The sequence below is a fragment of the uncultured Eubacterium sp. genome, assembly GCF_934295145.1.
Classification (GTDB): Bacteria; Bacillota; Clostridia; order Lachnospirales; family Lachnospiraceae; genus Eubacterium_I.
This window is the reverse complement of the sequence record NZ_CAKRAS010000057.1, coordinates 1-19,388: the sequence shown is the minus strand read 5'-3', so window position 1 is coordinate 19,388 and position 19,388 is coordinate 1. Positions and strand designations below refer to the sequence as shown.

18 protein-coding genes are annotated in these 19,388 nt (G+C 42.2%); 3 read left to right on the top strand and 15 right to left on the bottom strand.

Going from position 1 to position 19,388, the window contains the following annotated elements; all coding sequences use genetic code 11:
• The 7 genes from Q0I54_RS10935 to Q0I54_RS10905 all read right to left on the bottom strand — a co-directional run.
• A partial coding sequence (locus Q0I54_RS10935; protein WP_296118640.1) for a phosphate acyltransferase occupies window positions 1-782 on the bottom strand: 782 nt, incomplete at its 3' end.
• Window positions 783-1,166: 384 nt separating this feature from the next.
• Window positions 1,167-1,844, bottom strand: coding sequence for a GntR family transcriptional regulator (locus Q0I54_RS10930; RefSeq protein ID WP_296118639.1), 678 nt, complete (start codon window positions 1,842-1,844; stop codon window positions 1,167-1,169).
• 172 nt (window positions 1,845-2,016) lie between these two features.
• Complete coding sequence (locus tag Q0I54_RS10925) at window positions 2,017-2,205, bottom strand: hypothetical protein (RefSeq protein WP_021737915.1); 189 nt, start codon at window positions 2,203-2,205, stop codon at window positions 2,017-2,019.
• Between the two features lie 14 nt (window positions 2,206-2,219).
• Window positions 2,220-3,083 carry a 3-keto-5-aminohexanoate cleavage protein gene (locus Q0I54_RS10920; protein WP_021737916.1) on the bottom strand — a complete coding sequence of 288 codons (864 nt, stop codon included), beginning with the start codon at window positions 3,081-3,083 and terminating at the stop codon, window positions 2,220-2,222.
• A 74-nt stretch (window positions 3,084-3,157) separates the two neighbouring features.
• Window positions 3,158-4,168, bottom strand: a complete 1,011-nt coding sequence (locus Q0I54_RS10915) for a cyclase family protein (RefSeq protein ID WP_296118637.1) — start codon at window positions 4,166-4,168, stop codon at window positions 3,158-3,160.
• Window positions 4,169-4,242: 74 nt separating this feature from the next.
• Window positions 4,243-5,190: a 3-hydroxyacyl-CoA dehydrogenase family protein gene (locus Q0I54_RS10910; RefSeq protein WP_296118636.1), complete on the bottom strand. Its 948-nt coding sequence runs from the start codon at window positions 5,188-5,190 to the stop codon at window positions 4,243-4,245.
• A gap of 140 nt (window positions 5,191-5,330) precedes the next feature.
• Entirely contained in the window at window positions 5,331-6,125 is a 795-nt protein-coding gene (locus tag Q0I54_RS10905; protein ID WP_296118635.1) for an SDR family NAD(P)-dependent oxidoreductase, read from the bottom strand.
• Window positions 6,126-6,452: 327 nt separating this feature from the next.
• On the opposite strand from Q0I54_RS10905, the gene Q0I54_RS10900 reads away from it, so the two are divergent.
• Window positions 6,453-6,812 (top strand): cupin domain-containing protein, encoded by a 360-nt coding sequence (locus Q0I54_RS10900; RefSeq protein ID WP_109215502.1) that lies wholly within the window; start codon window positions 6,453-6,455, stop codon window positions 6,810-6,812.
• A 169-nt stretch (window positions 6,813-6,981) separates the two neighbouring features.
• Here Q0I54_RS10900 and Q0I54_RS10895 read toward each other — a convergent pair whose 3' ends face one another.
• From Q0I54_RS10895 to Q0I54_RS10865, 7 genes are all read right to left on the bottom strand, one after another.
• Entirely contained in the window at window positions 6,982-7,782 is an 801-nt protein-coding gene (locus Q0I54_RS10895) for an ABC transporter ATP-binding protein (protein WP_294782844.1), read from the bottom strand.
• On the bottom strand, window positions 7,782-8,714 hold the full coding sequence (locus Q0I54_RS10890; RefSeq protein ID WP_296118633.1) for an ABC transporter permease: 933 nt from the start codon (window positions 8,712-8,714) through the stop codon (window positions 7,782-7,784). Before Q0I54_RS10890 ends, Q0I54_RS10895 begins: the two co-directional genes overlap by 1 nt.
• 28 nt (window positions 8,715-8,742) lie before the next feature.
• Complete coding sequence (locus tag Q0I54_RS10885; protein ID WP_296118631.1) at window positions 8,743-9,810, bottom strand: ABC transporter substrate-binding protein; 1,068 nt, start codon at window positions 9,808-9,810, stop codon at window positions 8,743-8,745.
• A 515-nt stretch (window positions 9,811-10,325) separates the two neighbouring features.
• Window positions 10,326-11,270, bottom strand: coding sequence for a GTP-binding protein (locus Q0I54_RS10880; protein ID WP_296118630.1), 945 nt, complete (start codon window positions 11,268-11,270; stop codon window positions 10,326-10,328).
• 32 nt (window positions 11,271-11,302) lie between these two features.
• On the bottom strand, window positions 11,303-12,376 hold the full coding sequence (locus Q0I54_RS10875) for a CobW family GTP-binding protein (RefSeq protein WP_296118629.1): 1,074 nt from the start codon (window positions 12,374-12,376) through the stop codon (window positions 11,303-11,305).
• A gap of 63 nt (window positions 12,377-12,439) precedes the next feature.
• On the bottom strand, window positions 12,440-13,351 hold the full coding sequence (locus Q0I54_RS10870; protein ID WP_296118627.1) for a DUF2156 domain-containing protein: 912 nt from the start codon (window positions 13,349-13,351) through the stop codon (window positions 12,440-12,442).
• A gap of 108 nt (window positions 13,352-13,459) precedes the next feature.
• Entirely contained in the window at window positions 13,460-15,193 is a 1,734-nt protein-coding gene (locus tag Q0I54_RS10865; protein ID WP_296118625.1) for an ABC transporter ATP-binding protein, read from the bottom strand.
• A 387-nt stretch (window positions 15,194-15,580) separates the two neighbouring features.
• Between Q0I54_RS10865 and Q0I54_RS10860 the strand changes: the two genes are divergently transcribed.
• Complete coding sequence (locus tag Q0I54_RS10860; protein WP_296118623.1) at window positions 15,581-16,219, top strand: lactate utilization protein; 639 nt, start codon at window positions 15,581-15,583, stop codon at window positions 16,217-16,219.
• Between the two features lie 188 nt (window positions 16,220-16,407).
• On the opposite strand, the gene argS is transcribed toward Q0I54_RS10860, so the two are convergent.
• A complete protein-coding gene (gene argS / locus Q0I54_RS10855; RefSeq protein WP_296118621.1) occupies window positions 16,408-18,174 on the bottom strand; it encodes an arginine--tRNA ligase in 1,767 nt (588 codons plus the stop codon).
• Between the two features lie 298 nt (window positions 18,175-18,472).
• On the opposite strand from argS, the gene sigG reads away from it, so the two are divergent.
• Entirely contained in the window at window positions 18,473-19,252 is a 780-nt protein-coding gene (gene sigG / locus Q0I54_RS10850; protein WP_296118620.1) for an RNA polymerase sporulation sigma factor SigG, read from the top strand.
• Window positions 19,253-19,388 lie beyond the last annotated feature (136 nt).

The window sequence follows — 19,388 nt, the reverse complement described above, 5'->3', positions numbered from 1 at the left end:
ATTGTGATGGATTTTCCAAGAATATTTCCAACCTGGATATTCGGAACAAGGATAACATCCGCATCGCCTGCAACCGGGCTTTCAAAACCTTTGATGTCTGCACACTCTTTATCCAGCGCAATATCCAGGGAGATCGGTCCCTCAACAACACAGTCTTTGATCTCGCCACGCTCATTCATTTCTTTTAACTCGCGTGCTTCAACTGTCTCAGGCATTTTCGGGTTTACTTTTTCTACTGCTGCCACAGCTGCGATCTTCGGATTTTCATATCCAAGAGCTTTCAGAGTCTCAACGGTATTCTCAATGATCTGTGCTTTCTGCTCAAGTGTCGGATATGTCATCATACCACCATCTGTAGTAACAAGAAGTTTATGATAATGTGGAAGTTCATCAAATACAAAATGAGACATTACACGGCCAGTTCCAAGACCTGTCTCTTTGTTTACAGCCGGTTTTAAGATCTGTGCTGTCTCCATTTTACCTTTCATCAGGAAATCGCCTTTTCCTTCATGGATCAAGGCAACGGCACGTCTTGCAGACTCATCTACATCCGGGACATCATAGATATCTTCTTCCGGTACAACCAGACCAATCTCTGCACAGATTTTATCGATTTCTGCTTTATCTCCAACCAGAACCGGTTTTGCGATTCCTTCTTCCTGTGCGTGCTTGATAGCCTGTAATGTATGCTCATCCTGAGCAGCTGCAACGATTACACGCATCGGCTCCGGAAATCCTTTTACACGTTCAACAATTTCATCAAAGTTTTTAATAACTGACATCTTAAAATCCTCCTGCTGTTTATATATATTTTTGAGAGCTCCCTGTTGAAACTCTTTTCTCATTCATTGGGACTTATTATAGCATGTTTCTTTTTTCATCGCAATATGAAAATTTGCAATTTATACTTTATATTTTACATTATGCACGATTTTTTGCTTTTAAAAGAACTGAAAGCAGAAAATCCAATGTAAGACGGTAAGGCAATTTTCGTCGTGACTGCAAGGCTAGCCCGTCCGCTGGAGTGTGTCTGAGCGAACTGTTTTTGTGAGCGAGTTCGCGGGAGCGGGCGGAGATAAGCGGCGCAGCAGTCACAGAAAATTGTCCGTGTCTACATTGGACTTTCTGCTTCAGCTTGTTCTTCACTTCTTTGCACAACTAAAATATTAAAATCTGTTTTTCACCGTCTCAAGGTTTTTCAAAATATAATCTCTGGACCATAACTGGTGTGCTTCCAGACCATCGCAGATTTTTGCAAAATCTTTGTTTGCAACCGCATCATGAATCTGCTCAAAATATGTGATACCAGAATGGTACTGTCCGCCGCTGCCACCTTTTTCACGCGGCATTGCAAATAATGCATGCAGGATCTCATCCATACCTGTCATAGAAGTTACTTTTGTCATCAACATATCATTGTTGGAATTTTTATAAAATACATCCATAATATTACGGATACATCTGCAGCTTTCAATAACGCCATTGGAAGAACGATATTCTTCAATGTATTTTTCAATCTCCGCTGCCATCTGTGCTGCATTCCCGTTACGAAGTGCATTACGTGCCGCTACCATCTGATATGAAAACGAAATCTCCTGAATCTCACGAACATCTTTCTCTGTGATATCAATGACTCTCGCACCTACGTTATTTTCAAATTCAATTAATCCTTCGTTTAACAGACGGTTCAGTGCCTCTCGCACCGGTGTGGAACTAACACCGTACTCCTCCTGTAATTTACTTACATTCAGTTTGCTTCCAAATGGTATTTTCAACTGAACGATTCTCTCCCGCAACTTTTCATACACCTGATCGACCAGGGATACCCTTTTAATCACTGCCATTCTTTTCTTCTACTCCTGTCTTTATGCTTTTCTACGCATTGCATATTTCACATTTTGCACGATGTCAAATATATAAGATATTATGACACAAAAATGTATACAATGCAAACTATTTATGGCACAAAAAAAGAAACACGACCAAAATCTTTTCGATTTCAATCGTGTTTCTCTCCTACTCTACTTCAAAGTATTCGTTATCATCTACCTGACGGGCACCCTCTTTTTCATAGACACCCATGACATGACACTCCGGGCAGAAACCAAATTCATCGCCGAACTCTGTCATAACATCCAAAGCATACTCGAATTTCATGCCGCATTTCGGGCAGTGATAATACATATATAAAGCTCCCCAGGTCATAAGAAAAAGTCTCCTTATTTAGCTAAACCAAGGATCTGACGTGCCTCATCCGGTGTAGCAACTTCTTTGCCATACTCTTTGATAACACGAACAGCTCTCTCGATGAACTGAACGTTGCTCTCTGCAAGCTGTCCTTTTGCGTACATAACGTTATCTTCCATACCTACACGGATATTTCCGCCAAGTGCTACTGCACCGTAAAGCATTTCCATAGCGCTGTGTCCAACACCGAAGCAGGACCATGTGTAGTTTCCTTTTCCTACTAACTCATCAGCTGTCTCTTTCATGAAGATCAGGTTCTTCATAGAACCAGCGATACCGTTTGCACATCCCATACAGAACTGGAAGTGTACAGGTGTTTTCAGAACGCCTTTTTTGATGTAGTAAGCAGCGTTTCCGATCATACCAGGATCAAAAGCCTCGATTTCCGGTTTAACACCTAACTCCTGGAATAACAGACCACAATCTGTTAAGAATTTTGGTGTATTTAAGAATAATCCGCTGTTTAACCAGTTCATAGAACCGCAGTCATAAGAAGCCATCTCTGGTTTTAATTTTTTAACGTGAGCAACACGGATCTCATCATCAGCGTGGATATCTCCGGATGTTGTAAGGTTTAATACGATATCGCAATCCGGATATTTTGTGTGGATCAGGTTTACAGTTTCTTCAAATTTAGCTGTATCCATTGTTCCGTTACCTTCATCATCTCTCATATGAAGATGAGCAACTGCAGCGCCTGCTTTCCAGCATGCGTATACGTCATCAGCGATCTCCTGCGGAGTCATCGGTACGTTCGGATTGTTCTCTTTTTTTGGCCATGCGCCTGTTACAGCAGCTGTGATAATAACTTTATTTTTTAATGCTTTGTTATCCATTTTAAGTGTCCTCCTATATTCCCATAAAATCCAGACGAGATAACTCCCGTCTGGATTATATTGTTTAAAGCAAATTATTTGTTGCGGTTGAACAGTCTCTGAATGTAGTCAAGGCAGCTAAGTCCGTACTCTTCAGCATCACCGTAACCAGTTCCGCAATATTTGTATTTTCTTTCCGGAACAGTCGGATCAATGTTCTCTTCGTCAACATAAGCAACCGGATGAGCCATAGAACCATCACCCATGTACCATCTGATTGGGTAGCAGTGGAAATCGAACCATTTACCAGGAATGATCTTATCAAGATCACCACCAAGGTTCTCAACACCTACGATACCATGACCAAGCATCTCTTTATGACATGGCTCCCAAGTTCCCCATACACCAAGGTTCTCTAACTCGCCAAATTTCTCATCGTATGCTTCCTGTCCATGGAGACGGATGTACTCGAATTTATCGAACTCAGCGTAAGCTTCCTCACCAAAGAGCTCTTTGTACTCTTCAACGATTGTCTTACCTGTAGCACCAAGAAGGTTCATTCTTGTCATACCGTTGTTACCCATAGCTGTGTGAAGCGGATGATCCAGAGCCTGTCCGTCCATAGCTACACATTTAACGCCCTGTTTTACAAACCATTTACCAGCATCGATACCTGTACCTGCTGCATAATGATAGTAAGCTTTGGAATCATCGAAGTAACGATGCATTCCGGAGTTAAGGCAAAGGATTTTTCCTTTCAGATCACCATCTTTAAGACCGTACTCTTTCATACATGCATCAAGATGTTTGTCTGTGATCAGTCCCCAAGGCTCGATATCGATTTTGAATACGATAGCCTCTCCAGCATAAGCATCAGCCGGCATCTCATGTGTATAACGAGCACGTCTGCCATCGAACTCATACTCCATAACGTGACGCGGTGCATCACAGTGAGTACCTGTATGCATTGTACATGTAATTCTCTGTGTTAAAACGCCACCTTTTGCCATAGAATGTGCGCCAACGATTTCTGGTTTGTCAAAGTATGGCCAACGCGGGATCTCTGCACTAAACGGATGAGCTAAATCTACAACAACTTTTCCCATTTTATTATCCTCCTAGATTATAAAAAATAATGTTTAATAATTAATATATACATAAACAAGCGTTTTTCATGCGCTTATTTATTGTAAAGCATTTTGATCAGATATTCATTCAGACCGCCGTTGATCTCAGCGATTTCTTCATCTGTGTATTTCATGAAACCTTCATGAACTCCGTCTACTTTCTCTGCACGGAAACCATTTTTGCCTTCATCAAGCATCTGTTTCAGTAATGGAGAAGCATCATGTCTGTCTTCCAGATCTTTTAATACATAGTTATGAATATTGGATGTAAGCTGAGTACTTACCATATCAGAATTTACTAATGGTGGTAAGTAAGGAAGTCTCAGACCAAAGCTGTATTTGCATGCGTCATCAACAGTTTTTGCATCAGCAATACCACGTTCAACAATAGAAATTGCTTCACGCCATAATGCATGCTGCATTCTGTTTGCGATGAATCCCGGAACATCTTTTTTACAAAGAACCGGTTTTTTACCAGCTTCTGTCAGAACATCGATAACAGTCTGTGCAACCTCATCTGTAGTAGCGTCTGTCTTAACAACCTCTACTAACGGAATAAGGAATGCCGGATTCCAGAAATGTGTACCGCAAAGTCTCTCACGATGCTTACATTTAGCAGAAATCTCTGTCGGGCTCATAACGGATGTATTTGTACAGAAGATACAGTCATCTGATACATAATCCTCTAACTGAGCGAACAGATTCTGTTTCATCTCCATCTCTTCTAATACACACTCAACAACCATCTCTGCATTTTTAACGCCTTCATTGTTCATATCCTGTGTAAAGCTGATCTTGGAAACGATCTTGTCTACATCTGCCTCTGTTACGATTTCTTTTTCAACAAGAAGTTTCATATTGTTGCGAACTTTTGCTTCTACGTCTACTGGGAACACATCATATACAGTAACCTTTGCATCATCAAGTCCTGCAAGGATCTGTGCGATAGCGCTTCCCATCATTCCGCCGCCGCATACTAAGAAATTCTTAATTTTACTCATTTTTTTGCATCTCCGTCTTATTAATCATTCACCAGAGTCCCGATAATTATCGGGACTCCTTATAATTTTTGTAATAAGTCTGCAATTATGGTTTTCAACGCCACATTACATGACCTTTGTTCATTATCAGAAGATAATGATTAGCAGGTTAAGTAACCACCGCTGCAGTCGCAGTTAGCGCCTGTGATGTAGTTGGAAGCATCGGATGAAAGGAAGATAGCATATCCAACGAAATCTTCCGGCTCAGCCAGACGTCCGATTGGCTCACGTTTCATGAAGTTCTGGTAAACTGCTGATTCCGGATCAAACATCCACTCTGTTAACTCGCTACGGAATACAGTCGGGCAAAGAGAGTTTACATTGATGCCATATTTAGCGGAGAGGTCACAAGCCATGGAAGAAACCATAAGGTCTGCACCACCTTTGGATGTACAGTATCCTGTGTATCCAGCCATACCACGTTTGGAACGCTGAGATGTAACAACTACGATCTTACCGCCTTTACCCTGAGCAACCATCTGCTCTGCAACATATTTGCATACAACGTATACAGATTTGCAGTCAGCATCCATGATGTACTGCCAGTCAGCTACGGACTGCTCTAAAATATTCTGAGGTTTGTTGAATCCGTGGCAAACAGCAAGAATATTGATTTCGCCATATTTCTCAACAGTAGCTTTCATTAAGTCAGCAACATCATCCTCTTTTGCAGGATCTGCTGCATAATATGCGCACTCGATATCCTCTGCTTTAAACTCAGCCTCAAGGTCCTGTAATTTTGCTGCATTACGTCCGGTCATCATAACTTTTGCTCCTGCATAGCCGTATGCTTTAGCAAGAACTTTTCCTAATGCACCAGTTGCACCTGTTACTAATGCAACTTTACCTTCTACAGAAAACATGTTGTCGACAAAGTCTTTTTTTAAACTTACCATTTCCCAAAATCCTCCTTAAATTTGCTTTTTGGTTTATTCTTCATTTCAAGCGCCGTAACAACGGCATCTGAAATTAAATACTTTTCAATGAATCTGACGTTTTTCGCCTTTCGTCATTTTCATCAGCTTCAGTATAGTTCAAGTCGGTTTTTTATGCAATACATACAATAATGTAATCAAGTTACTGTATGGTAATTCAGTTTCCATTTTGTACATTATCACCAACAGTTTTTTGATTTTTTCTTGTGAAATTGTTGATTTTTCCTTAGTAAGGTTGTATACTGATGTTTGTAAAAAATGTCAGAAAAGAAAGGAAGGTCTTATACTATGGCTGGCTACAAAATCACTAAAAAAGACGCTTATTATACTTACGAGGCACCGGGACACAAAGAGTGCAAATTATGCAGACTTCATGATCCGCAGGACATCGATGGCGGAAGACTGATCAATGGTCTTTCTCATTTCCTTCCAAGCGGCGGCGGCACAGAGTTTGCTGACAACGCTATGGAGTCCATCTACTACATCGTTGAGGGTACAATGTTATTCAAAGGCGATGACGGTGTTGAGACAGTTCTGGAAGCAGGTGACAGCGTACATATCGCTCCGCACTCCAAAAAGAGCGTTACAAATATCGGAACAACAACAGCTCAGATGTTAGTAATCCTTTTACCGGAAGCTGCTAAATAATTTCGTTCAATCTGATTAAAACAATTGAATATGACAAGAACCCGAATCACATGGATCCGGGTTCTTTTTTCTATCATTATGCTGTTTTAAATATTCAATAACTTCCCTGTACTGTCATTTCAGCAATAACTGTTTCTAAATCTCTTTTCTATAATTCTTCTGCATATCATTAAGATAACAAAATACGGTCGTTGTCTAACTGCGCTCCTACGCCTTCTTTGAATTTTTCCAGAAGATCTGCAACCGTCAGTCCTTTGCGCTCTTCTTCTTTTACATCCAGTACGATCTCACCGGAATTCATCATCAGCGTACGGTTGCCAAGTTCCAGTGCCGACTGCATATTATGGGTAATCATCAGACAGGTGATCTTATTTTCTGCCACGATCCGTTTCGTCAGATTCAGTACTTTCTCTGCTGTCGCCGGGTCCAGTGCTGCTGTATGTTCATCCAGAAGTAAAATTTTTGGAGTCACCACGGTTGCCATCAGAAGCGTCAGCGCCTGTCGCTGTCCACCTGAAAGCAGCCCCACAGGATTTTTCATACGGTCTTCCAGTCCCATATCCAACAAAGCAAGCTTCTCGCGGAACATCTGTTTTTCCTTCTGGGAAATTCTGCTGAAAAACTTTCCCTTTGCAGAGGAAGCTCTCAGGTAAGCCAGTGCCAGATTTTCCTCAATGCTCATATTCGGAGCTGTGCCCTTCATCGGATCCTGAAACAGATGTCCGATGTATTTGCTTCTCTTATATTCTTTTTCATATGTAATATCTTTGCCATCCAGGATTACAGCACCCTCGTCCACGAAAAATGTTCCACAGATTGCATTAAACATGGTTGATTTTCCGGCACCATTGCTTCCGATGATGGTAGCAAAATCACCATCTTCCAGTTGAAGATTCAGATGGGATAATGCTATTTTCTCATTTACCGTTCCCGGATTAAATGTTTTTGATATATCAATTAACTGGAGCATTACAGACTACCTCCCCGTTTTCTTTTTGCGATAGCCACGCGTTTTGTTTTTGCAAACGCGGCTTTCTGTTTCAGATACGGCAGAGAAATTGCCACTGCTACGATAATGGATGATACCAGTTTCAGGCATTCTGCCGGCACATTGAAGCGAAGTGCGATAGCCACAATAAAACGGTACAGACAGCTTCCGAGGACAACGCCGAATACACGTTTTGCCACATGTCCTTTTCCGACCAGTGTCTCACCAATGATCAGGCTGGCCAGCGCGATGGTTACCTGACCGGTTCCGATATTGATATCACAGGATCTCTGATACTGAGCCAGCAGTCCTCCGGAAAGTCCGGTCATAGCGTTTGCCACACACAGTCCAACAGTAATTGTGAATACCGGACTGATGGAGGAAGCACGCACCATAAACGGATTATCTCCGGTTGCACGGATGGACAATCCCAGACGTGTTCCCAGAAACCAGATCAGGATTGCTGCCACAATCACTATTACGATCAGAATCGCAATGATCTCATACCAGTTTCCACCGATTTTTTCTTTTGCCAGTGTAAAAATCGTATCATTGGCAAACAGATTGATGGTGGAAGAAAATCCCATAACCGCAATATTGATAGTGTATAGACCGGTATTTACAATAATACCGGCCAGAATGGACTCAACGCCCAGTCTGGTCTGAAGAAATGCGGTTACAAATCCGGATATGACACCGGCTCCCATGGCTGCCAGCAATCCGAGGAACGGATGCCCCTGCAGGGTTACCATGGCACACACAGCACAGCCCAGTGTAAAGCAGCCGTCCGTAGACAGATCTGCAATATTTAAAATTGAAAATGATACAAACAGTGCAAGCGCAACCAGCGCGTAGATACATCCCAGCTCAATGGCACTCTGTGCCAGAGAAACTGTAAAAATTGATGACAACATAATGATTTATACTCCTGATTGTTTTGATTTATTCAAATTCCTGAGCAGTTGTTGTTTCTTTTACCTGCTCACACATATCAGCAAACATGCTATAATCCAGACCAAGCTTTGCAGCTGTGTCTGTATTGATCGTTGCAATACCATTGTTCATAGTCTGCACCGGAGTTGTTGCCGGATCAGCACCGTTTACCAGAATATCTACTACCATGTCTGCTGTTGCTTTTCCAAGTTCTTCATAATTTACACCGTATCCGCAGAACGCACCGTTTAACGCAAAGGAGTCGGCACCACAGTACTGTGGAACTTTCGCATCCTGGAATTTTTCAAAAATTGCAAGTTCTGCTGTCATAACGGTATTGTCAGTTGGTGTAAATACTGCCTCACATCCTGCTGCGATCAAAGCATCTGCACCGAGAGATATCTCATCGTTTGTTGTACCTGTTTTTTCCACATACTCAATCCCTTTTGCATCCAGGAAAGCTTTTGCATCTGCAATCGGCTGTGTAGAGGAATCCTGACCTTTGTCATATAACAGACCTACTTTTTTGATATCCGGCTGCGCTGCCAGCATCAGGTTCATGATAGCCTCTGTATCCAGCATATCAGATGTACCTGTGATGTTGCTGCCCGGTTTATCCATGCTCTCTACCAGACCTGTGATAACCGGATCAGATACTGCGGAAAATACAACCGGTGTCTGTGTTTCTTCTGTTGCTGCCTGCATAACCATTGCTACCGGTGTTGCAACCGGAACGATTGCATCTACGTTATCGTTGATCAGGTCACTTGCAATCTGGTTCATAACCGTTGCATCTGCCTGACCATTATATGTGTGATCTGCATAATCAAATGTTACACCAAGTTCTTTTCCTTTTGCATCCAGTTCTTCTTTTACGGCTTTAACGATCTGGTTTAAGGAAGCATCATCAACATACTGAACGATTCCAACCTGATAAACTTTGCCATCTGCTGTTTCTTCTGCTGCAGAAGTAGTATTTCCTGCATCCTTCTGATCGTTTGACTGACCACCACAGCCTGCCAGAACAGTTACTGCCATTGCGCATCCAAGTGCCATTGCTAAAAATCTCTTTTTCATCTTTTTACTCTCCTCTTAATTTAATTATACTTATTCAGAGCCAGCCATCTCGATGTAGCTTTTCGCCGAGCTCACATGTCCTTCTTGAACTCTGGTCAAGAAGTATCCCTCACAAAAACAGTTCGGTTAATTATGCTTTGCTCTGAATATAGCAAAAACCGTCCCAGGATAAACTTATCCTGAGACGGTAATAAACTGATTTATTATCGCGGTACCACTCAAATTGGCGTGACGCCCACTCTGATTATGTACGTATTCATACATACCGACTGGATAACGGGTTCGGCTCCCGGCATACCCTACTCTCAAATCCATTTCAGATAGCCCTCAAAAGTCCATTCAGCTTTCTCCTCATACTGCACTCACACCAACGGCAGCTCTCTGAAAATCGGTTCGACATCATTGTCTCCAGCCTACTACTCTTTCTCAACGGTTTCAACATGTTTTCTTATATGTACTTTAGTCTATTACATTCTTGAAGTTTTGTCAATCAGTTTTCTCATTTTTCTCACTTTTTAGGAGAAGTATACAAGACTGTCTTCCGGTTCTTCTGCTTTTACAACTTCTTTTGCATACAGAACCGGACCTTTTCCACGGTATTCCTTGGCAAACTCATTGTGGATCTCTGCCGTTATATAAATCCAGGATTTATGTGGAATTTCCATTGCTTTGTCATACTTGCATTTCAGGCCGATAAACTGAATATCCTCTGCACAGCAGGTCATGGCAAAACGTCCCGGTACCATCATCGGTTTTTTGCCGAATTTATCCGGTCTGTATACAAGTCCCAGAAAACGAATGGTCTTGCCTTCGTATTTCTGCGGATTATCCTGTACATCCAGATAAAAAATGCCATAATCTGCATCAGTGATCTCGATCACATCCTGATTCAGATCATATGGAAGTTCATCCGCATTGCTCTCATCAATGGTTCCATCCTCGCGCTCGTATACAATCTGTGCACGACGGTTTACAGCTTTGATGGTTCTGCGGAATTTTGCTTTCGGTGTGTCATCGGTGCAGCGGTTAAAAATAACCACATCGGTATTGAACACCTGCTCCATCATCATGGCACGCATGTTGGTCAGATACAGTTCAAATGTTGAAGCATCTACCGTTGCCAGAGACTGCACGATCTCCCATCCTTTCGGCAGTTTCATTTCCAGGATCTTAGCCGCTTCCCAGGTACCGTTATACTCGATAAATACCTGATCCGGTTTGATGGTATCGTCACAGTCTTTCAGATATTCCTCTGTAAATTCTTCTTCGGAATCCACAGCCACAACGGTAATTTTGTCCTTTGCCAGTGCTTCTTCATCGTATTCTTCATCACCGTCTTCGCAGGCAATGATCAGGCTGCGGGAGCCGATTCCAAAATCATTCTCCTGAAGCGTCTGAGTGATCAGGGACGTTTTTCCACTGTCCATAAAACCGGTAAATAAATATACTGGTATATCCATGATTTTTTGTTTCTCTCTTTTCTATATTATTTTTAGTTCAGTTCAAACAGTTCTTCTAATTTATGTTCGTCGATATCTGTACCGATGACACAGAGACGTCCGGTATAATCCGGCTCACCGTCACGCAGCTCGTACTCGCCCGGAACCATATCAAAATAAATCCATGTGCCGTCTTCTGCCGGAACCATTCCTTTTGCACGTAAAATTGTGCCGTAATCTTCAGTATCGCAGAATATCTTCAAGATAGACTCGATCTTCTCTTTTGTATATTTATGAGGAGTCTCTTTGCCCCAGCTGATAAATACTTCATCCGCGTCATGGTCATGGTGGTGATGCTCGTGGTCATGGCATCCACAGGTGCATCCCTCGCCGTGGTCGTGATCATGATGTTCATGATCGTGATCATGCTCGTGATTGTGATCGTGATGGTGCTCATGATCGTGGTGATGCTCGTGATCGTGATCATGATGGTGCTCTTCGTACTCTTTCATCATTTCCTGCATCAGAGAATCCTGCTGCTCGATTACTTTCAGAATCTGCTCTCCGGAAATAGAATCCCAAGGAGTTGTAATGATTGCCGCCTTCGGATTTAATTCCTGAATTTCTTTTACACAAAGCTCCAGTTTCTCCTCTTTCATATTCTGGGTTCTGCTTAAAACAACGGTTGTTGCATTTTCAATCTGATTGTTGAAGAACTCACCAAAAGCTTTCATCTGTTTGGTTGCTTTCATTGCGTTTGCAACTGTTACCAGCGCATTTAATTTTACATCATGATCTTTCTCCATGTCTTTTACAGAAGACATAACATCAGAAAGTTTGCCAACTCCGGACGGCTCGATGAGGATACGATCCGGATGATAAGTCTCGATCACTTCATTTAAGCTGCGGTTAAAATCACCAACCAGAGAGCAGCAGATACAGCCGGAATTCAGCTCTTTGATCTCGATACCGGAATCTTTTAAGAATCCGCCGTCAATACCAACTTCGCCGTATTCATTCTCTACCAGAACAACTTTCTCACCCGAGAAAACTTCTTCCAGCATTTTTTTAATAAAAGTTGTTTTTCCAGCTCCGAGGAATCCGGAAATAATGTCTATCTTTGTCATTGTATATCATCCTTTCTTAACTTATATTTTTCCACCCTTTAACAGATTATTTTAAGTCTGAAATCAGGAATTGTCAAGGTGTGTCACATAACCCTTCAGTCCCATAAATGCAGGATGATAGGTCTCTTTTGCCCTGCGCAAACCTTCCACGCCGCTGTCATCCTCACGGTTGACATACAGATACCCCTCTGCCGCGTGCTCTGCAAACTGCTGATTGATCATCGGATAAGCCCCTGGCACATCCGCAAAAGCTTTTTCAATATGCACCACATACATATCTTTATTTAATTCTTCGCCAATTGCAAAAGCCACCACATCACCTTCCGGCTCCAACCGCAGCAGGCCCCCGGTCAGCTGAAGTTCTTTCATCAGACGCAACGCATTGAACGTCACGCACAGCTCGTCCAGTTTTTCCTCATCATCTTCACAGTCGTTGATTCTGCGCCATTCCAGTCCCATCTGGAAGCAATCTTCCACATTTTCATCCGTGATCAGCTCATATACCCAGTTCGGATACAGATTTTTAAATTTATTCACATGGTTCTTTTTGCCATGATATTTCTTTCCGGATAATGCCACAAGTTTTTCCCGCTCATACACATAATCCGCCAGGTCGCGCTCGTACTCCACCTGATATTTTCCCGGAAACCATTCCTCTAACTGTTCCACATCCTTCGGCGTCGTCAGATGCAGTGCAAAAGGTTTACCATCCTCTGCAAAATACTCCTCCAGCGTCAGAATCGCCTGTTTTACCTTTTCTGGTTCACCAAGCGGCATGGATACACTGTTAAAATCCGTCAGATCCGCAAAAATCAAACAATCATTAACCATTGCGTAACCTGTTCTATATTTTCTTCCCCAGAGATAGATGTTTGCAAAACACATGTCACAGCCTTTGTCCTGTTTTGCATCCAGGTAGGCATCCATCCATGTTTTATCGGACAGTTGTACTTTTTTTACTTCCAGTCTGCTCATATATAATAACTTCTTCCTTTCCAGACTTTGTATATTTTTTACAGTAACTATTCAGAGCCATATCGACTAACCGCACTTTAGCGAGGGCTACTTCTTGGCTCTCAACAGTTACAAGTTTGCCATCTCACATAATTTCTGATAAATACCGCCTTTTGCTACAAGTTCCTCATGCGTACCACTCTCCTCGATGCCATTTTCCGTCAGCACCAGAATGCGTTCGGCATTACGAATGGTAGACAGGCGATGTGCAATCACAAAAGTAGTACGTCCTTTTGCAAGAATTTCCAGAGATTCCTGTACTACTTTTTCACTTTCATTATCTAAGGCGGACGTTGCTTCGTCAAAAATCAGAATTGGCGGATTTTTCAAAAATACCCGGGCAATAGAAAGACGCTGCTTTTGTCCACCGGATAATTTCACACCACGCTGTCCGATATCCGTATCATATCCATCCGGGAAACTCATGATAAATTCATGGGCATTGGCTTCTTTTGCTGCTTTGATTACTTCTTCCCTGCTTGCATCCGGTTTTCCGTAACGAATATTTTCCAGAATCGTTCCCGCGAACAGATACACATCCTGCTGCACGATTCCGATATGGTTGCGCAGATCCGACAATTTGATCTTACGGAGATCCTGACCATCCACTCGGATCGTACCACCCGTCACGTCATAAAATCGTGGAATCAGGCTGCACAGGGTACTTTTTCCTGCACCGGAACTTCCAACCAGCGCCACATACTCTCCCGCCGGGACTTCCAGATTTACATGATTCAGCACCATCTGATCGCTATCCGCATAATGGAAAGACACATTTTCAAAACAGATTTCGCCTTTCACTTCCTGCATCGGCTGCGCATCCGGCGCATCTTTGATATCAGGCACCACAGAAATCATCTCCATAAAACGCTCAAATCCGGAATAACCATTCTGGAACTGTTCCGTAAAATCAATCAGCGTTTTTATTGGCTCGGTAAAGACATTAATATACAATAAAAATGTGATCAAATCCGTAATATTTCCTTTTCCACGGGCGATCATCACTCCACCGGACAGCATAACTACGACGGTAATTGCTGTTGTAAAAGCAGTCAGACCGGCATTGTATCCACCCATATATCGATAACTGTTTTTCTTTGCATCCAGAAATCCGTCATTGCCCTTTTTGAACTTTTTATTTTCAATTTCTTCGTTGGCAAAAGATTTAACCACTCGGATTCCGGACAGATTATCCTCGATCTGACTGTTAATATCTGCAATTTTCACACGGTTCATACGAAAGGCACGCTTCATTTTTTTGTTAAACACATAAGCGTACACCATCATAAACGGCACCAAAGCGAATGCTGCCACTGTCAGCCGCGGACTGATATTCACCATAATAATGAAAGCACCGATAATACGAATCAGCGAAATCACGACATTTTCCGGTCCATGGTGCAATAGTTCTGTAATATCAAACAGGTCCGATGTAATGCGGGACATTAACTGGCCGACTTTCTGATCATCATAGAAACGGAAGGACAGTTTCTGATAGTGTGAAAAAATCTCCGCACGCATGTCATACTCGATCTTCGCGCCCATGACATGCCCGTAATTCGCTATAAAATAGTTACAGTAACACTGAACAGCGATCAGAATCAGCATGATCACACCCAGACGTAAAATCATATGCAGTGCCTGACTGCTTTCCCAGTGAACTACCTCAGATGTGATATAACGCACAACTAACGGAATCACCAGTGATACCGCCGCTGCACCAAATGCAAAAAACATATCTGCAACAAAAATTCCCATATATGGCTTGTAATATGAGAATAGCTTCTTTAAATTTTTCCTCATGTTTTGTTTCCCCTTATTGTGTCTGACATAAAATTAAGTAAATAATACTGTCCATTCTTCCTGTAATCATAATTGATCGTTGAATACACGCACTGAATGAACCGTAGTCTAATATACTACACCCAGACAAAAAAAGTCAAACCAATGATGTTCACCCTCTCCAGTGTTCCTATTACACCATCATATATCCGATGTAAAGCGGGCATTCACATTACCCGACTTTTTTCGTAATAGGTTTTGCTTTTCTATTGATTCCCACATCTCTTGACTTTTTCTCCCGATTGGTTCACTATATTTTTATACACATTGTAATACTGTAAAGATTCCGCAGTGTTCTTCTTTTTTGCACTGCAGGTTATCGCAGCATTTCAGCAAGGAGGTTATTTTATGACACCAAAACAGAAGTATTATAAAGTTGCCGCAGAAACGATTTTGAAAAATATCGAACGCCGCGGTTACGAAGGATGTTACTGTGAAACCAGTGAAGAAGCAGTCAAAAAGGCTCTTTCTTATGTAACACCGGGTTCCAGCGTATCTTTCGGCGGTTCCATGACCATGAATGAATGTGGTCTGATGGATGCTCTGCAAAAAAAAGACGATATCACATTGCTGGATCGATCCAAAGCCTGTTCTCAGGAGGAAATTAAAAAGATTTATCATAAGGCCTTATCCTGCGACTACTATTTTATGAGCACAAATGCCATCACATTAGACGGCCAGTTAGTTAACACAGATGGCACTGGAAACCGTGTAGCTGCTTTGATCTACGGTCCAGAGAACGTAATTATTATCGCCGGCATGAATAAAGTTGCTGCCACACTGGAAGAAGCCGAATCCAGAGTGAAAAATATCGCTTCTCCACCAAATGCCATCCGACTGGATCGAAACACACCGTGTGCCCTGACTGGAAGCTGCCATGACTGCTTTGCCGAAGGATGCATCTGCAGTCATACGGTTATCACACGTAGAAGTGCTATTAAAGGACGTATTAAGCTGATCCTGGTTGGAGAAGAACTGGGATATTAACGTGCCAACCATATTTACAAAATAATTAATTTAACGCAAACAAAAACCCATCCATATCATTTACCACATAAATATGATAAAGATGTGAATGGGTTTTCTATATTTATCGTGATTTCATCACTCAATAATTTCACCGTTCGCCAAAGGTAAACAATCTCCCTCTGAACTCTCTTGCATCCATTATTATCTTACATTTTCTCCGGTGCATCGAATCCAAGTACATCGATACATGTCTCAAGGACGTCTCTGGTCAGCTCTAACAAACGGATGTAACCAGCCTGTACAGCCACATCTTCTTCTACCATGATTTTTGTCTCATGATAAAAATGATTTAAAGCATTAGCCAGTCCGTAAATGTATGCGCAGATCTTGTGTGGTGCAAGTTCTTCTGCTGCATTTGTCATTACTTCATTGAAACGTGCCAGCTCCAGCATCAGATTCTTCTCACTTGCAGAATGTGCTGCCTGAATGGTGTAATCTGCTGCTGATTTTCCGCTCTCTGCATATTTTTTCAAAATAGATTTGATACGCACGATAGTATACAGAATGTATGGACCTGTATTTCCCTCAAAAGAGATAAAGCGGTCAATATCAAAGATATAATCTTTGGAAGCCTGATTAGACAGATCTCCATATTTGATAGCAGATAACGCAACCTGTTTTGCAGTTTTTTCTGCTTCTTCTTTTTCCATGGTATTGTTCTCAGCAATTTTCTGATACATCTCGTTCTGGATATCTCCAACCAGTTTCTCCAGACGCATAACGCCACCCTCTCGGGTCTTGAACGGTTTACCGTCTTTGCCGTTCATTGTACCAAAACCGATGAATTTCAGCTCTGTGCTGTCATCTACCAGACCTGTTTTCTTTGCACAACGGAATACCTGTACAAAATGAAGTTCCTGACGTTTGTCTGCCAGATATACCATCTGATCCGGATGATAGTCTTTCATACGCCATACGATAGTTGCAAGATCTGTAGTTGTATATAAAGATGCTCCATCTGATTTTAAGATCATACATGGTGGAATCTCTTTTGCATCGTTCTCCTCACTGACGTCAACAACCAGCGCACCTTCGCTCATATATGCAAAACCATCTTTCTTCATCTGCTCAGCCATCGGTGCAATGTACGGATCTGCATCGGACTCGCCTTTCCAGAGGTCGAAAGAAACGTTTAAGCTGTCATAGTTTTTCTTCAGATCCGCGATAGATACAGACAGAATGTGTTTCCACAGTGCAATATAACCTCTTCTGCCTTTCTGAAGTTCAAAAGTAGCCTGCATTGCTGCTTCTTTATAAGCTGCATCTTCTTTTGATTTTCCACTTGCAGTTGGATAAATTTCCTCTAACTCAGAAATGGTAAACGGTGCTTCCTTAGGATACTCTCCTTCGTATGCCTCGTCAAAATAAACCAGCTCCGGTTTACGCTCATGAAGTTCTGTGATGATGAGTCCCATCTGAAGTCCCCAGTCACCAAGATGAACATCACCAATGACATTGTGACCAATGTAACGGCTCATACGTTTTACACTCTCACCGATAACTGCGGAACGAAGATGTCCGACATGCAGTGGTTTTGCCACATTTGCTCCGCCGTAATCTACGATAATGGTCTTTGGCTCTGCTGTCTTCTCACAGCCATAGCGCTCATCTGCCTGCATTTCACGCAGGTACTCTGCCAGATATTCCTCAGACAATTTCAAGTTCAGGAATCCCGGTTTTACAGACTCTACAGATGCAAACATCTCAACATTCTGCAGACGTGCTGCCACGTCATCTGCAATCATAAATGGTGCTTTTTTATACTGTTTTGCGGCAGCCATCGCTCCGTTACACTGAAATTCACACAGATCCGGTCTGTTAGACAATGTAACTTTGCCGAATTTTTCTTCGTATCCGGCTTCCACAAAAGCTTTTGTTACCTCAACGGTAATATTATCTAATAATTTTTTCATGTGTACCTCCCGGTTTCAATCTTTCTAATTGACAATTGATTTTATTCTAACATTATTTTTGATGTAGTGCAACGACCAGAACTATATTTTATAACTGCGGCCGCATTTTATAACAACGCTTACATTTTAATTCTAAACCATAATTGTAAACCACTTTTTCTCCCAATTAATGTTCTTGTCAAATTAAGTTGTATTTTTCCCAAATTTATCCACTCTGGTTTTTTCCGGCTGTAGAATAAATTTTCTGTTTTTGTGCAAGCTTCTTAATACATCATGCAAAAAACGGAGGCAGCAAACTATGTCATCATATAAAGTCGAAATCTGCGGTGTCAACACTTCCTCACTCCCAGTCCTGAAGGAATCCGAAAAAAAAGAACTATTTGTCCGCATCAAAAAAGGCGATCTGGATGCCCGCGAGGCCTATATTCGCGGCAATCTAAGGCTGGTGTTAAGTGTGATTCGCCGCTTTTGGGCATCCAATGAAAACGTGGATGACCTTTTTCAAATCGGATGTATCGGACTCATCAAATCCATCGATAACTTTGATCCTACACTGGATGTAAAATTTTCTACTTATGCCGTTCCGATGATCATTGGCGAAATCCGCCGTTATCTTAGAGACAACAGCAGCGTCAGAGTCAGCCGCTCCCTGCGGGACACTGCTTACAAGGCGATTCATGCCCGAGAACTCATGACACGGAACAATAACTGCGAACCCACGCTGGAGGAAATTTCCAGGGAAATTCAAATACCAAAAGAAGATATTACCTTTGCGCTGGATGCAATTCAGACTCCCGTCAGTTTGTATGATCCAGTTTACACCGATGGTGGGGAACCACTGTATGTCATGGATCAAATTAGTGACAAGAAAAACAGGGAGGAACGCTGGGTAGAAAAACTGTCTCTCGGCGATGCCATGAAACGATTAAATACCCGGGAAAATCACATTATACAGCTGCGGTTTTTCGAAGGGAAAACCCAGATGGAAGTGGCAGATGAGATTCATATCTCCCAGGCGCAAGTGAGCCGGCTTGAAAAATCGGCCTTAAAAACCATGCGCAACTACCTCATGACATAAATTCTTGTTTAGGGTAATTTAAAAAGAAGCTGGAAGCAAAACTCCAATGCCGGCACGATTGATTTTCTATCTGCGCTGCGCCGCTTATCTCCGACCGCTTCCGCGAACTCACCAACAGCAAAACCAGCTGTTGGCT

Coding starts and splice junctions, on each gene's coding strand:
- Q0I54_RS10930 (WP_296118639.1), bottom strand. CDS start 1,844: ATGGCAGTGATTAAAAGGGTATCCCTGGTCGATCAGGTGTATGAAAAG.
- Q0I54_RS10925 (WP_021737915.1), bottom strand. CDS start 2,205: ATGACCTGGGGAGCTTTATATATGTATTATCACTGCCCGAAATGCGGC.
- Q0I54_RS10920 (WP_021737916.1), bottom strand. CDS start 3,083: ATGGATAACAAAGCATTAAAAAATAAAGTTATTATCACAGCTGCTGTA.
- Q0I54_RS10915 (WP_296118637.1), bottom strand. CDS start 4,168: ATGGGAAAAGTTGTTGTAGATTTAGCTCATCCGTTTAGTGCAGAGATC.
- Q0I54_RS10910 (WP_296118636.1), bottom strand. CDS start 5,190: ATGAGTAAAATTAAGAATTTCTTAGTATGCGGCGGCGGAATGATGGGA.
- Q0I54_RS10905 (WP_296118635.1), bottom strand. CDS start 6,125: ATGGTAAGTTTAAAAAAAGACTTTGTCGACAACATGTTTTCTGTAGAA.
- Q0I54_RS10900 (WP_109215502.1), top strand. CDS start 6,453: ATGGCTGGCTACAAAATCACTAAAAAAGACGCTTATTATACTTACGAG.
- Q0I54_RS10895 (WP_294782844.1), bottom strand. CDS start 7,782: ATGCTCCAGTTAATTGATATATCAAAAACATTTAATCCGGGAACGGTA.
- Q0I54_RS10890 (WP_296118633.1), bottom strand. CDS start 8,714: ATGTTGTCATCAATTTTTACAGTTTCTCTGGCACAGAGTGCCATTGAG.
- Q0I54_RS10885 (WP_296118631.1), bottom strand. CDS start 9,810: ATGAAAAAGAGATTTTTAGCAATGGCACTTGGATGCGCAATGGCAGTA.
- Q0I54_RS10880 (WP_296118630.1), bottom strand. CDS start 11,270: ATGGATATACCAGTATATTTATTTACCGGTTTTATGGACAGTGGAAAA.
- Q0I54_RS10875 (WP_296118629.1), bottom strand. CDS start 12,376: ATGACAAAGATAGACATTATTTCCGGATTCCTCGGAGCTGGAAAAACA.
- Q0I54_RS10870 (WP_296118627.1), bottom strand. CDS start 13,351: ATGAGCAGACTGGAAGTAAAAAAAGTACAACTGTCCGATAAAACATGG.
- Q0I54_RS10865 (WP_296118625.1), bottom strand. CDS start 15,193: ATGAGGAAAAATTTAAAGAAGCTATTCTCATATTACAAGCCATATATG.
- Q0I54_RS10860 (WP_296118623.1), top strand. CDS start 15,581: ATGACACCAAAACAGAAGTATTATAAAGTTGCCGCAGAAACGATTTTG.
- argS (WP_296118621.1), bottom strand. CDS start 18,174: ATGAAAAAATTATTAGATAATATTACCGTTGAGGTAACAAAAGCTTTT.
- sigG (WP_296118620.1), top strand. CDS start 18,473: ATGTCATCATATAAAGTCGAAATCTGCGGTGTCAACACTTCCTCACTC.